Source organism: Bisbaumannia pacifica (assembly GCF_007989625.1).
Classification (GTDB): Bacteria; Pseudomonadota; Gammaproteobacteria; order Pseudomonadales; family Halomonadaceae; genus Bisbaumannia; species Bisbaumannia pacifica.
Genome location: NZ_BJUK01000034.1, coordinates 1 through 14,966 on the forward strand (window position 1 = coordinate 1; position 14,966 = coordinate 14,966).

General features: G+C 64.4%; 9 protein-coding genes. 5 read left to right on the top strand and 4 right to left on the bottom strand.

The window, feature by feature from the left end; genetic code table 11:
* The 3 genes from HPA02_RS13230 to HPA02_RS13240 all read right to left on the bottom strand — a co-directional run.
* On the bottom strand, window positions 1-513 hold a 513-nt coding region (locus tag HPA02_RS13230), incomplete at its 3' end, for an aldehyde dehydrogenase family protein (RefSeq protein WP_146803679.1).
* Window positions 510-1,886 (bottom strand): aspartate aminotransferase family protein, encoded by a 1,377-nt coding sequence (locus HPA02_RS13235; RefSeq protein ID WP_146803680.1) that lies wholly within the window; start codon window positions 1,884-1,886, stop codon window positions 510-512. The genes HPA02_RS13230 and HPA02_RS13235, both read right to left, overlap by 4 nt.
* 24 nt (window positions 1,887-1,910) lie before the next feature.
* Window positions 1,911-2,699, bottom strand: a complete 789-nt coding sequence (locus HPA02_RS13240) for a gamma-glutamyl-gamma-aminobutyrate hydrolase family protein (protein WP_146803681.1) — start codon at window positions 2,697-2,699, stop codon at window positions 1,911-1,913.
* 249 nt (window positions 2,700-2,948) lie between these two features.
* Between HPA02_RS13240 and HPA02_RS13245 the strand changes: the two genes are divergently transcribed.
* From HPA02_RS13245 to HPA02_RS13265, 5 genes are all read left to right on the top strand, one after another.
* The gene (locus HPA02_RS13245; RefSeq protein ID WP_146803682.1) at window positions 2,949-4,325 is read left to right on the top strand and encodes a glutamine synthetase family protein; all 1,377 of its coding nucleotides are present in this window, start codon (window positions 2,949-2,951) and stop codon (window positions 4,323-4,325) included.
* Window positions 4,326-4,590: 265 nt separating this feature from the next.
* Entirely contained in the window at window positions 4,591-6,510 is a 1,920-nt protein-coding gene (locus HPA02_RS13250; RefSeq protein ID WP_146803683.1) for a Na+/H+ antiporter NhaC family protein, read from the top strand.
* 252 nt (window positions 6,511-6,762) lie between these two features.
* Window positions 6,763-7,752, top strand: a complete 990-nt coding sequence (locus HPA02_RS13255; protein ID WP_146803684.1) for an AraC family transcriptional regulator — start codon at window positions 6,763-6,765, stop codon at window positions 7,750-7,752.
* Window positions 7,753-7,963: 211 nt separating this feature from the next.
* On the top strand, window positions 7,964-12,586 hold the full coding sequence (locus HPA02_RS13260; protein WP_186809991.1) for a two-partner secretion domain-containing protein: 4,623 nt from the start codon (window positions 7,964-7,966) through the stop codon (window positions 12,584-12,586).
* Between the two features lie 288 nt (window positions 12,587-12,874).
* On the top strand, window positions 12,875-14,299 hold the full coding sequence (locus HPA02_RS13265; protein ID WP_244945926.1) for a ShlB/FhaC/HecB family hemolysin secretion/activation protein: 1,425 nt from the start codon (window positions 12,875-12,877) through the stop codon (window positions 14,297-14,299).
* Between the two features lie 30 nt (window positions 14,300-14,329).
* Here the strand turns inward: HPA02_RS13265 and HPA02_RS13270 are convergent, their stop codons facing one another.
* Window positions 14,330-14,917: a glycine zipper 2TM domain-containing protein gene (locus tag HPA02_RS13270; protein ID WP_146803687.1), complete on the bottom strand. Its 588-nt coding sequence runs from the start codon at window positions 14,915-14,917 to the stop codon at window positions 14,330-14,332.
* Between the last annotated feature and the right edge of the window lie 49 nt (window positions 14,918-14,966).

Below are 14,966 nucleotides of genomic sequence, written 5' to 3' on the forward strand. Positions count from 1 at the left end.
GGGCACGATGGAGGCCACCACGCCCAGGGGCTCGCGCAGCACCAGGCCCAGGCTGTCGTCGCCGGTGGGGGCCACCTCGCCGTAGACCTTGTCGATGGACTCCGCCTGATGGCGAACGGTGCCGATGGCGCCGGCCATATCGCCCAGCGAGCTGGAGACCGGCTTGCCCATGTCCAGGGTATCGAGCAGCGCCAACTCGTCCTTGTGGGCCTCCATCAGCTCGGCGAGGCGCAGCAGCACCCGCTTGCGCTTGGCCGGCGCCAGCCGTGCCCAGTCGCCCCGGGCATGGGCGGCCCGAGCCGCGGCCACGGCCCGCTCGGCATCGGCGGCATCGCAGCTGGCGACATGCGCCAGGGTCTCGCCGGTGGCCGGGTTGAGGGTCGCCAGGGTCGCGCCGTCGACGGCATCGACGAAGGCGTCGTCGATAAAGGCGCGGGTCTCCAGGCGCGGGATCAGGCGCTCGGCCAGGGCCTGCCAGTCGGCACGGCTCTGGGGGCGTTGGCTTACGGTCATGCGGTCTCCTCCGGCTGCGGGGTCCGGGCCAGGCGCGCCGCGGTGGCGTCCAGGGCCAGGCGTGCCTTGCTCACCAGTTCGTCGATTTCGGCGTGGCTGATCACCAGGGGCGGTGACATGATCATGGTATCACCCACCGAACGCATCACCAGGCCGCTGTCGAAGCAGAAGTCGCGACACAGGTTACCGGCGCCCAGGGCCTTGTCGAAGCGCTCGCCGGTGGCCGGATCGATCAGCTCCAGGGCCCCCATCAGCCCCAGGGAGCGAGCCTGGCCCACCAGCGGATGCTCGGCCAGTTCGCTCCAGCGCTTGGCCAGGTAGGGGCCGAGGTCGTCACGGACCCGCTCCACCACGCCCTCGGCCTCCATCAGCTCCAGGTTCTTCAGCGCCACGGCGGCACAGGTGGGGTGACCGGAGTAGGTGAAACCGTGGAAGAACTCGCCGCCCTCCTCGATCAGGGTATTGGCCACCCGCTCCCCCACCAGCACCCCGCCGATGGGCAGGTAACCGGAGGAGAGGCCCTTGGCGATGGGCATCAGGTCGGGCTTGAGGTCATAGTGAACGCTGCCGAACCACTCGCCCAGGCGCCCGAAGCCGCAGATCACCTCGTCGGCGACCAGCAGGATATCGTACTTGGCCAGCACCGCCTTGACCGCCGGCCAGTAGCTCTCCGGGGGCATGATGGCGCCGCCGGCACCCTGCACCGGCTCGGCGATAAAGGCCCCCACGTTCTCCTCGCCAAGCTCGAGGATCTTCGCCTCCAGCGCCGCGGCGCACTCGCGGCCGAAGGCCTCGGGGCTCTGGTCGCGCCCCTCGCCGAACCAGTAGGGCTGGCGAATATGCGCGATGTTCGGCACGCAGGGACCGCCCTGGCCATGCATGGCATCCATGCCACCGAGGCTCATGCCAGCCAGGGTGGAGCCGTGGTAGCCGTTCTCGCGACCGATGATCCACTGCTTCTGGGGCTGGCCTTTCAGGGCCCAGTAGCGGCGCACCATGCGCAGCACGGTGTCGTTGGCCTCGGAGCCGGAGCCGGTGAAGAAGACATGACTGATATGCTCCGGCGCCAGCTGCACCAGCTTCTCGGCCAGCTTCACCGCCGGCGGATGAGTGGTCTTGAAGAAGTTGTTGTAGTAGGGCAACTGGGTCAGCTGGGCGCTGGCCGCCTCCACCAGCTCCTGGCGGCCATAGCCCAGGTTGACGCACCACAGGCCGGCCATGCCGTCGAGGATGCGATTGCCCTCGCTGTCATAGATATAGACGCCCTCGGCGCGCTCGATGATACGGCTACCCTCTTCCCCCAGCGCCTTGAAGTCGGTGAAGGGGTGCAGGTGGTGGGCACGATCCAGGGCCTGATAGTCACGAGTCGTCATGGGTAAGCTCTCCAGGAAGGGCCCTTAGGCCGGCTGAGTGGGGGAAGAGGAGGAAGCGACGCCCCGGTGGGCGGCACAGGCGGCGGCGAAGCCACGGAACAGGGCATCGTGGAGGGCGTGCTCGCGGGGTTGCCACTCCGGGTGCCACTGCACCGCCAGGGCGAAGGCGGCGGCATTGGCGACCGAGACCGCCTCGATCAGGCCATCCGGGGCCCAACCCTCGGCGACCAGTCCTTGGCCCAGGCGGTCGATGCCCTGCTGGTGCAGGGAGTTGACCCGCGAGCGGGTGTCGCCGAGCAGGCGCGCCAGGGCGCCATCGGCGCGCAGCTCCAGGTCGTGCACCGGGGCATACTGGGCAGCCTTGTCGGCGCCGCCGGGCTCGCGGTGATCGAGCATCCCGGGTACCTCCTGCACCGCCTGGTGAAGGCTGCCACCGAAGGCCACGTTGAGCTCCTGGAAGCCACGGCAGATGCCCAGCAGCGGCAGCTCCAGGGCCAGGGCCTCATGAATCCAGGTCAGGGCGGCGGCGTCGCGATGGCGGTCGTCGCGGGTATTCTGGGGGGCGCGCTCGGCGCCGTAACGATGGGGCTCCACGTTGGTGTAGCTGCCGGTGAGCAGCAGCCCATCGACCCGGGAGAGCAGCTCCCGGGCCAACTCGCGATCATCCTCCTGATCGCTCCACACCGGCAGGATCACCGGATTGAGCCCATACTCACGCAGGGCACTCAGGTACTTGTCGGTCACCATCTGGGCGGCGTGCCCCTCCACCTCACGGCGGCAGGCGATCACCCCCACCAGGGGTCGTGTCGTCATGGCTGGCTCCTCGCAGGATCGCTCGGGCGTTGTTATGGTTTACTCAACATACCGCCGTTGATTTATCTTTCCAAGCGCCCTCGCCGAAAAAACCGAATAAATACGAGCAAAATACTGTTTTTATTTAAAAAATATCCATTTTATCCAAAAGTCTAAGGCTCGCAAAAACGTAAAGGATTTGACAACACCCACCCACCAAGAAAGGATAAAGGTCATCAACAACGACCATAAGCCCCATAGGTGAGCGCCATGTCTTCCACCCCCACCGATGACGTCCAGGCCTTTCTCGACCGCCACCCGGAGATCGACAGCTTCGACCTGCTGCTCAGCGACCTCAATGGCGTCATCCGCGGCAAGCGCATCCCCCGGGACAACCTGACCAAGGCCTATGACAGCGGCATCGCCCTGCCCGCCTCGGTCTTCGCCCTGGATATCAACGGCAACACCATCGAAGAGACCGGCCTGGGCCTGGCCACCGGCGACGGCGATCGACTCTGCCGGCCGATTCCCGGCAGCTTGATGCCGGTGCCCTGGCTGCGCGGCGGCCGCCAGGGGCAACTGCTGATGACCATGGTGGAGCCCGACGAGTCGCCCTTCTTCGCCGACCCCCGCCAGGTGCTCTCGCGGGTGCTGGGACGCCTGACCGCCCTGGGCCTGACCCCGGTGGTGGCCCTGGAGCTGGAGTTCTACCTGGTGGATCGCCAGCGGACCGAGGCGGGACTGATCCAGCCGCCGCGCTCCCCGGGCAGCGGCGAGCGGGCCACCCAGAGCCAGCTCTACTCGATGCTGGAACTAGACGAATACGCCGACTTCCTGGAGGAGATCCAGAGCGCCGCCGAGGCCCAGGGCCTGCCCCTGGACACCGCCCTCAAGGAGTGCGCCCCGGGGCAGTTCGAGGTCAACCTGATTCACTGCGCCGATGCCATCCAGGCCTGCGACAGCGCCGTGCTGCTCAAGCGACTGATCAAGGGTGTGGCCCTCAAGCATGGCTTCGAGGCCACCTTCATGGCCAAGCCCTATGGCCAGGAGGCCGGCAACGGCACCCATGTGCATATCAGCCTGCTCGACGCCGAGGGCAACAACGTCTTCAGCGAACCCGGCGACGACGTCCTCGGCAGCCCCCGCCTCACCCAGGCGGTGGCCGGCCTGCTGGAGCGCATGCCCAGCTCCATGGCGCTGTTCGCCCCTAACCTCAACTCCTTCCGCCGCCTGCAGCCGGGGCTCTATGTGCCCATGGCCCCCACCTGGGGCTTCGACAACCGCTCGGTGGCCCTGCGCGTGCCCTCCGGGCCGCGGGCGGCGCGCCGCATCGAGCACCGGGTGGCCGGCGCCGACGTCAATCCCTACCTGCTGCTGGCCACCCTGCTGGCTTCCCTGCATGACGGCCTGACCCGCGAGCTGACCCCGCCACCAGCAATCACCGGCAACGCCTACGAGCAGGTGGAGGACAGCCTGACCAACAGCTGGCAGCAGGCCCTGGACCTGCTGGAGGCCGACGAGGTGCTGGGCGAGGCCCTGGGCCGCGACTTTATCCGCGTCTTCGTGGCCAATCGCCGCGCCGAGCGGGCCCAGGCCATGCAGGCGGTAAGCCAACTGGAGTACGACTGGTATCTCCGCCACGTCTGATCGCTGGCTGAAAAGTGGCTGCGCTCGGCCATGCGGCGTTAAAAATCGGCTCAAAGTACTCATTTACCCCCGTAAACTCGCACGCGAGCCCGGTCCGTCTTATCGCCGATTTTTGCCTTGCCTGACCATCGCTCGCTCACTTTTCCCCTCAGCGACTCTCTCAGCGCATAACACCAAAAAACACGGAATCTCCGGCTCGCGATGCGAGCCGGCGGGCCGGGATTTGCCCATCCCAACGACCACCACAACAACGAGGCAAGCTCACATGGAAACTCCCAAACGACGACTCTGGCTGACCGGCCTGCTGCTCCTGCTGCTGATGGCCGCCGGCCCCCTGCTGGCCGATGAACGCCTGTCGCCCCCCGGCCTGATCCTCCAGGGCGTGGGCTTCGAGATCGAGGTCGGCGCCGACGCCGACCACCGCCTGACCCTGGATGGCCGGTCGCTGCCGCTGGTAGAGGGCGAGGCGGGCCAGTGGCTCGCCGAGGCCACCCTCGGCGAAGAGGCCGGCATCCTGGAGCTCTTCGACGCCCAGGGCCAGCTGCTCGAGCGCCAGACGCTCTCGGCGATTCCCGCCTGGCTCTCCCTGGTGCCGGCGCTGACCGCCATCGGCATCGCCCTGATCTTTCGCCAGGTCATCGTGGCGCTCTTCCTGGGGATCCTGCTGGGGGGCTGGATCTACCACGGCATGAGCGCCGCGGCGCTGTTCACCGCCTTCAACGAGACGGTCAGCGTGCACCTGCTGGAGGCCGCCAGCGACAGCGAACACATGGCGGTGGTGCTCTTCTGCCTGCTGATCGGCGGCATGGTGGGGATCATCTCGCGTAACGGCGGCACCCAGGGCATCGCCATGCGGATCACCCGCTATATCCGCAACCGCCGCCAGGCCCAGACCACCACCGGCCTGCTGGGGCTGGCGATCTTCTTCGACGACTACGCCAATGCGCTGATCGTCGGCAACACCATGCGCAATATCTGCGACAAGCTGCGCATCTCCCGGGCCAAGCTGGCCTATATCGTCGACTGCACCGCGGCGCCGGTCTCCGCGGTGATGCTGGTCACCACCTGGATCGGCTTCCAGGTCGGCCTGATCCAGCAGGCCATGAGCGAGATCGACGGCTGGAGCGAGTCCGCCTACAGCGTCTTTATCAAGTCCCTGCCCTATAACTTCTACCCCTTCCTGGCGGTGGCCTTCGTCTTCCTGCTGGTGTGGAGCCGCCGCGACTTCGGCCCCATGCTCGGCGCCGAGCGCCGCGCCCTGGCCGGCCAGGCCAGCCGCTCCCCGGTGACGCCCCGGGAAGCGGTGGTGGAAGAGGCCGAGATCGAGACCAAGCCGGGCATCGCCCTGCGCGCCCTCAATGCGGTGATTCCCATGCTGGTGCTGGTGGCCTTTACCATCGGCGGCATCATCACCACCGGCGCCGAGGCCCTGGGCCCGGGCGATCACAGCATCTGGGACACCTTCGGCGAGGGCGACGCCTTCTCCGCCATGATGTGGGGCTCGCTGGCCGCCTGTATCACCGCCGTGGTGATGACCCTGGGCCAGCGCCTGATGAGCATGAGCGAGACCACCCACTACTGGTTCGAGGGGGTCAAGTCGATGCTGCTGCCCCTGACCATCCTGATGATGGCCTGGGCCCTGGCCAACGTGAACGATGCCCTGGGCACCAGCGACTTCCTGATCGCCACTCTCGGCGAGGCGCTCTCGCCGCAGTGGCTGCCGGCCGCCATCTTCACCCTGGCCGCCTTCACCGCCTTCGCCACCGGCTCCTCCTGGGGCGTGATGGGGATCATGATGCCACTGACCATTCCCCTGGCCTGGGCGATCCTCGACCTGCACGGCCTGGCGGGCACCGCCGAAGGTATGCCGCTGCTCTACGCCTCGGTGGCCGGGGTCCTGGCCGGCGCGGTCTGGGGCGATCATTGCTCGCCGCTGGCCGAGTCCACCCTGCTGGCGGCCATGGCCAGCGGCTGCGACCTGATCGAGCATGTGCGCACCCAGCTGCCCTATGCCCTGCTGGTGGGCGTGGTGGCGCTGCTGTTCGGTAGCGTGGCGGTGGGTCATGGCCTGAGCTGGTGGCTGGGCCTGGCGATCGGCCTGGGGGTGCTGGCCCTGGCCCTGCGCCTGCTGGGCAAGCGCGCCGAGGATGGCGTCGTCGAGGCGAGCCCCGCCCTCGCCAAGTAACGGCGTCAAACCCGGAAACGCCAAGGGGGCCGCGATGGCGGCCCCCTTTAGATGTAATCCATACACCCACCCTCGTCGGAAAAGCCAGTTTCCTCTCGCCCCTCCTCCGCGCATACCGAAGAACGGCGCCAGCCGCGCGCAAAGCACTGGTGTACGCCGGAGGGTGGATTTTGGCGCCCCGGCCATCATGGCACCCTCCCCCAACTTGCAGTAAGCTGACTACCCCCTTCACAATTTTAAAAATCGATATTTATGGATAAATCAACCCAGGGAATGGGCAACACCGACCTTTATGCGCAATGGGACTTTACCGGAAAAGAATTCCCTCTTCCCAAAGGGGCCGGCTCGGGGTGCATAATGAGAACATCGCTGGCACACGGCGTCACGATCTATTACTCCGAATACAGGGTGATCAAGGACTGCGCACTGGAAATACAATCTTCACAAGATGACCTGGGAAACCTGCTTTGCACTTTAGTATTGCTATCCGGGAAATTGACGATGGAAATGCCGGCGGGAAACACCCACAAACAAGACGCTGACCACTCGCTGATTTTTCGTGTATTCGAAGAAGGAACACGATTTCACCTGCCCGGCAATCAAGTCATCAGACATCTTGGCGTGTCTATCCCCCTAGATAGCCCCTGGCTAATAGAAAACGAGATTCGTACCTTGATCGGCCCCTTCCTTAAAGCAAGGGGAAGAGACCTCATCACTCAGCTCCCCCTCGGAAAAGCCACGAGACAGTGGGCAGCAGACCTGTTCCTACATGCGTCTGAGACACCTTACCCCACGATAGCACTGCATCGGGAAGGCCTGGCTAAATGTTACCTTTCCAGCCTGTTGCGAGACTATTCCGCTTCAAGAAGCCAGACCTCAACGAGTATCGGCGAGCCTTCGGCGTGGGAACTGAAGATATATGAAGCAGCCTGCGAATACATCAGAAAAAGCCTGAACAAGAACCTAAACACCAGAATAATAGCAAACAAGTTTGGCATCAGCCGCAACAGGTTGAACGAATTATTCATTAAACTCCACGGCCATTCTACAAGTGATTACATCAGACACAAAAAACTCACCGAGGCAAAACGCCTTATCGAACATGAAGGCGTACCGATAAAGGTGGCCGCCCATGCCGTTGGATACCACCACGTCAGCAATTTCACGCGTGCTTATCGGCAATATTTCGGTGGAACACCATCCACGAGCCGCCATGGAAACATCAGCGAATCGCCGACCTAATGGAAGGAATACCTCCTTAGTTAGAAATATTTTTTAGCAGGCATAAGCGATGGTTTCACGGATTTTATGCTTGGCGAGACCCGCAGACCTCCCGAAATGATAACCTTTGGGGAAAATGATAAAAGAGCAGTGTGGCCATAGGTGGCTCGACGTGACTACCCTTGTCAACTTCAAAAGGAATAAAAACACCACAAGGGATCGACGAGCCACCATGAACCACACCTACCGTACCGTCTGGAATGCCGCCAGGGGCAACTGGCAGGCCGTGGGAGAAAACGTCCGGAGCACAGAAAAGTGCCCTTCCAGCCGCCGCTCGGCCCGCTCTCTCGGTTGGCCAGTTAGCGGCCTGATACTGATAGCCCTTCCCGCGCTAGGGTCGGAGTTACCCAGCGGCGGGCAAGTCGTCGAGGGGGTCGGGAATTTCGATCGCCAGGACAACGGCCTAACCATTCGGCAAGACAGCCAGAACCTGGCCATCGAGTGGGACGACTTTTCCATCGCGGAACATCACCGAGTGGACTTCGTTCAACCCAACGCTGAGTCGGCCGCGCTTAACCGCGTGACCGGAGACAACATTTCCGAGATCCGCGGCGCCCTCTCCGCCAACGGCCGAGTGTTCCTGATCAACCCCAACGGCATTTCGTTCTCCCCCACCGCCCGAGTGGATGTTGGCGCGCTGGTGGCCTCCACGCTGGATATCTCTACCGAAGACTTCATGGCGGGACGCTATACCTTCGAAGGCGGTAGCGGCAATGCGGTAATCAACCAAGGCAATATCACCGCCACCGGGGGCGGCCATGTGGCGATGATCGCCGCCAAGATCATCAACACCGGCAACATCGATACCCCGCGGGGCAGTACCCTGATGGGCGCGGGTAGCCACGTCACCCTCGATCTCGGGGGACCGGTCAAGATCGAGGTGGCAGAAGCCGCACTAGAGACCCATATCGAACAGGGCGGGGCCATTCGCGCCGACGGTGGGCGGGTCTACCTCACCGCCCGCGCCGCCAATGACCTGGCCAGTAGCGTCATCAACCACACCGGGATTACCGAGGCCCGCACCCTCGCCAATGGCGAGAATGGCGAAATTATGCTGATGGGGGATATGGACTCCGGCAGCGTGCAGGTGGCGGGTACGCTAGATGCCTCCGCACCGGCTGACCTGAACTCCAATGCGGGCGACGGCGGCTTTATTGAAACCTCCGCCGCCCAGGTGCAGGTGGCCGACGGCACGACCGTGACCACCCGCGCTGACAGCGGCGATACCGGCACCTGGCTGATCGACCCCAAGGACTTCACCATCGCTGCCAGTGGCGGTGACATGACCGGCCAGGAGGTCAGTGAGGCACTGGCCACCACCGATGTTGAAATCGAAACCGCCACCATGGGCACGGATGGGGGCAATGGCGACATTCTGGTCAACGACGAGTTGAGCTGGAGCAGCGCCAACACCCTGACCCTGAATGCCGAGCGTAATATCGAAATCAACCGTGAGGTGAGTGTCACCGGTGCCGGGACCCTGGCGCTACTGTATGGGCAGGACAGCCTTGCAGCGGGCAATACCGCCAATTATTACGTCAATGCGCCGGTCAACCTTGCCAGCACGAGCCATTTCAGCACGTTGCAAGGCAGTGATGGCACCCCCATCGACTACACCATCATCACCGACCTGGGAACGGAGGGCTCCAATAGCGGCACGGATCTGCAGGGTATTCTAGGCGGTCTCTCAGGCAACTATGTACTCGGCAGTGATATCGATGCCAGCGCCACGGCGGCTTGGGCAAAGGGCTTTGCGCCACTGGGCAGAGTGACTTATGGCCATACCTTTACCGGTCGGTTCGATGGGTTGGGGCATACCATCAGCGGCTTGGTTTCTGCACCGACCGGTGGGTTCTACGGTGAGGACAACGTCGCGTTGTTTGGTGCAACCAACGGCGCCGTAATTCGCAATATCGGACTGGTGGACGTCAAGATCACCGGAGAAAACCAGGTCGGCGCCTTGGTGGGAGATGGCTACCAGACCACCATCCATAACAGCAACGCCACCGGGCAAATCAGCGGCAACCAGAATGTCGGCGGTTTGGTCGGTTACACCACTCGCGTCGACATTAGCAACAGCTTCGCCACTGCCGATGTCGAGTTAGCCGGTGACTTTGGCGGCGGCCTGATCGGCAACGCCTGGAACAGCGAGGTTCGCAACAGTTATGCCTCAGGCAGCGTAACAGGCGCATCGCAGCTTGGCGGGCTGATAGGCAGATCACAAACCACCACGATTGCAGATACCTACGCCGCCAGTACCGTCACCGGCACAGGTAACGATCAGGGAGGCCTGGTCGGTGAGCTGGAGGGAGGCACGGTTGACCGGAGTTACGCCGCCGGACGGGTAACCGGCGCGGGTAATGGGGGCTTGATTGGCTATGGCTGGAATGGGGAGACCGTACAGGACAGCTTTTACAGCATCGACGGCACAGGGCAAACCTCATCCGCCGGAGGATCTGGCCTGTCTGAGGTCGATATGCAACAATTGGGTGACTTTCTGGCAGCCAACTGGGACATCGACGCCCAGGGCGGTACCGGCAGCACCTGGCGCCTCTACGAGGGCCACACCACCCCGCTGCTGCGCAGCTTCCTCACTCCACTGACGGTGCGGCCGGAGTACGACGGCAGCGGCGCTCACCTGACGAATATCGGCGCCGCCGCAGGCGATGCGCTGAATGATCCGCGGATTTCCGGCAGCCAGACCAACACCGCGCTGACCCTCGCCGGCAGCACCAATAACGGCGAATACCTGGCCAGCCTGGACCTCGATGGCCTCTATTCCGGCCAGCAGGGGGTCGATCTGATTGCCGGTGATCGAACCGTCACCGACAGTAATGTAGCCACCGCCGGCAATATCGCCCTCACCAACGGCGTAAGCTGGGACAACGGTACCCTGCGCATCGACACCAGCGGCAGTATCACCTCCATCGGCGCCATTGACGGCGGCGCGGGCAGTGTCTTTGACCTGGTCGGTGGCCGCTGGCAACAGAACACCAGCAGTCTGCCAGACTTCGCCGTCCACGATTTTCGTATCGATCCAGCGAACGCGACGTTCCGGCGGACCGCCGGTGGCGGTGTAAGCGGGGTTGACCCTATCGTGATAACCGACATCTATGGCCTACAGGGAATCGGATCCCACAGCCTGCTGGGTGATAACTTCGTCCTGGCCAACGATATCGACGCCAGCGGCACCGCCGACTGGCACTCTGGCAAGGGCTTTGATCCCATTGGCGATTCCGCAAACCGCTTCACCGGCAGCCTCAACGGCGGGGGCCATATCATCGATGGCTTGTCCATTCAGCGTCCCACCGAAAGCTACGTTGGGCTGTTTGGAGGCACCGAAGGCGCCACGTTGAGGAACATCGGGTTATCGGATGTCAGTCTGGCGGGAAGTCTCTATGTTGGTGCTCTGGTCGGGCACGCTCGCAACACCCCCATCAACAGCAGCTTTGCGAGTCGTGGTCAGGTAACGGCCGCGCTTTTTGGGGCTGGCGGGCTGGTTGGGTTCGGGGACGATAGCGTTATCCAAAACAGCTACACGGATGTGGCGGTGTTGTCAGAGGGCCAGGGCGTTGCCGGTGGGCTGGTCGGCGCCGGTTCCATGGATATCAGCAACAGCTATGCCCGCGGCGATGTCAGTAGCCCCGGCGCACAGGTGGGGGGGCTGGTGGGCCAGTACAATGGCGGCACCATCACCAACAGTTATGCCACCGGCCAGGTAACCGGCAGTACTCTTGTCGGCGGCGCCGTCGGAAATCTGCAGAATTCGGCGTCGCTCAGCCAGGTGTTCTGGAACCAGGATGCCAACCCCAGCCGCATTGGCGTTGGCAACGATGCGGCGGCAGCCGGCGTAATCGGCAAGCCCCTGGCCGACCTGCAAACCCTTTCCACCTTCACCGACGCCAACTGGGACATCGATGCCCAGGGCGGCACCGGCAGCGTCTGGCGCCTCTACGAAGGTCACACCACCCCGCTGCTGCGCAGCTTTCTCACATCGCTGACGGTGGCCGCCGATGATGCCAGCGCCACCTACAACGGCACCGCCCAGACCGGCCCGGGGAGCTGGAGCGCCAGTGGCTCCCACGACAGCGGCCTGATCCTCGGCACCGCCAGCATCACCGGTGGCGGCCAAGATGCCGGCAGCTATGGGATTGCGCTCGATGGCCTGTACTCCGGCCAACAGGGGTACGACCTGACCTTCAACGACGGCACCCTCACCATCACCCCCCGCCCGGTCACCGTCACCGCGGATGACCTGCGCAAGCGCCAGGGCCAGGCCGACCCTGCCCTCACCTGGCAGGCCGGCTGTGGCGCCGCAACGGCTGACTGCGGCCTGGTCGCCGGCGACAACCTGACCGGCACCCTGAGCCGCGCCCCCGGTGAGGGCACGGGTCACTACGCCATCCGGCAAGGCTCGCTGACCGACGCCGCCAACCCCAACTACGCCATCACCTTTGAAGAGGGCGAATTGCTGATCGCCGCCCTGCCGCCGACTCCGCCACCGGAGCCAGAACCGGAGCCAGAACCAGAACCTGAGCCCGAGCCCGAGCCCGAGCCGGAACCAGAACCAGAACCAGAACCAGAACCAGAACAGGAGCCTGAAACCGGAGGCGCGATAGCCTACCCCGCAGAGGGCAGCATCGCGGTCTTGCAACGGCGCACCAGCGATAAAGCAGGGGCACCGCTGGCGGAGGGAGAGATGGCACCGCAACCCTTCGAGACCCTGCACCTACGTGTGGAAGAAGGCGGTATTCGCCTACCGGTTGGCGTCAATACCACGCCTTCCTCACCCTGACCGCCGCGAATGGATCATTGCCACGGGGAAATGGAAACCATGCAATCGCCATATAAAATTACGACCTTTCGCCCCGAGCCGGGACGGAGACGGCCGACCTACCTGGGCCTGGCGCTACTCGGCGGCCTCCTGACAGGCCCGGAGACCTGGGCCCAGACGCCGCCTGATGCCGGACAGATCCTGCAACAAAGCCAACCGGAAACCATCGCACCACGCTCCCCCTCCGTGATTTTGGAGCTGGGTGGCGACCCTCTGATAGAGGAACAAGCCGGCGGTCAGCGTATCACCTTGTCGGAGGTAAGCTTCGAGGGTAATACCCGCTTCTCCGACGAATTATTGAGAGAGGCCATTCACGGTCTCCTGAACGAGTCTCTCGATCTAGCCGGGCTGCGCCATCTAGCCAACCAAGTGAGCCGCTATTATCGCGAGCGGGGTTACCTCTTCGCCCGCGTCTTCCTCCCGGCCCAGTCCCTGGATGATGGCGTCCTGACTCTGCGGGTTCTCGAGGGACGCTATGGCCAGGTCGAGGCCACCAGCGACGATGCCGAACTGGCCAATGCCGCACGCTCCTACCTGGCGCCGCTGGCCACGGGACGCCTGATCGAGTCGGCCCCACTGGAGCGTCAGTTGCTGCTGCTGGGCGACCTGCCAGGCCTCGCCGTCACGCCGATCATGCGCCCGGGGGCAGAGGTGGGTCAGGGCGACCTGGACGTGCAGGTACGCGACACCGAGCGCCTGGCGGTCGAGCTGGGCGCCGATAACCACGGCAGCCGTTTCTCCGGGGAATATCGCGCTCGCGCCAGGCTTACCGCCCACCGGGTCTTGAGCGTCGGCGACGAGCTGAATCTCTCCGCCCTTTACACCAACGAAGCAACCTGGCTGGGGAATGTGAGCTACTCACGCCCCCTGACCGCCAACGGCCTGCGCGGAGAAGTGGGCTATGCACATACCGATTACATCCTTGGCAGGGGGTTCGAAGGCTATACCGGTGCGGCAGCGGTCTATTCAGCAACGCTGAGCTACCCGCTACTACGCAGCCAGCGAACCAATGTGTCACTAAGCGCGCGTTACCAGTACAAGGACCTGGACGACGACATCGACTTCGCCGGCTACCGCAAGGCCACCGAGAGCCACTCCCTGCCACTCGGCGTGCGCTTCGATGCCCGTGACAGCCTCGGCTTAGGTGGCGTCACCTTCGGCACCCTGAGCGTGACGCCGGGTACGCTAGAACAGTCGCAGACCGGCATGGCCGACAACGACTATGGCTTTACCAAGCTCAACCTGAATATCGCCCGCGTGCAGTCGCTCGGCCATGGCCTCGACCTGTATGGCCGACTGAATGCCCAATGGGCCGATCGCGACGCCCTGGATGGCTCGGAGAGCTTTTATCTAGGTGGCCCCTATGGCGTGCGCGCCTTTCCCAGCGGCGAGGGCTCGGATAGCCGGGGCTGGCTGGCCCAGATGGAGCTGCGCTACCGGGTTAGCGAAGCCTTCACGCCCTACCTGTTCTATGACCTAGGCCATACCCCGGGCGGCGGCCTCGATAGCAGCGACTCGCGCTCCCTGGCCGGCACCGGGATCGGGATGCGCTACCGGTACGCCGACTTTCATCTGGATATCAGCAGTGCCTGGGAAGTCCGCGGTGGCGATGCGTTATCGGACGACCGGCAACGCGACCCGCGCATCTGGGCCACCGCAGCGTACCGGTTTTAAGCACCACGCCCTGGCGTTGCTGGGACGGGCTCAGGTGTCGCGCTCGGCGACCGCCGTGGCCTGCCACTGCACCTGGCCTTCCACCACCGGCAGGCGCTCCGCCTGGGGCGGGTTGTCTAGGCGCTGGGTGCGTACCTCGTCATCCAGGCGGTAGGTGACGTTATAGCCCAGATGCTCCTCATGGGTCTCGGTGACGGTATGGCACTGGCGCTCCGTCACCGCCTGACGCTGATTGGCCTCGACGCGACTCTGCACCTCGCGACCGGCCAGGCCACCGCCCACGGCACCGGCCAGGGTGGCCAGCTTGCGGCCATTGCCGCCACCCACCTGGTTGCCCAGCAGGCCACCGACGACGGCCCCGGCGGCGGTGCCCAGCAGGCGGTTGGGGTCCTGGGTCGGCGCCTGGCGGTAGGTCACCACCTCCTCGCAGACCTCCCGCGGCACCTCGCTACGGCGCACCGCGGGCTCCACCCCCAGCACCTCGGCATAGACCGGGGTCTGGACCGGCGCGGGCGGCTCCGGCTCGCTGGCGAACTGCTGGCCCTGATAGGCCCCCAGGGCCAGACCACCCAGGCCCAGGACCGCCAGGCTGGTTCCGACGATAATGGCTTTACTCATGACGCCTCCTCGATTCACGACGGGTGACGAGGCGCCGGCTCCATGGATC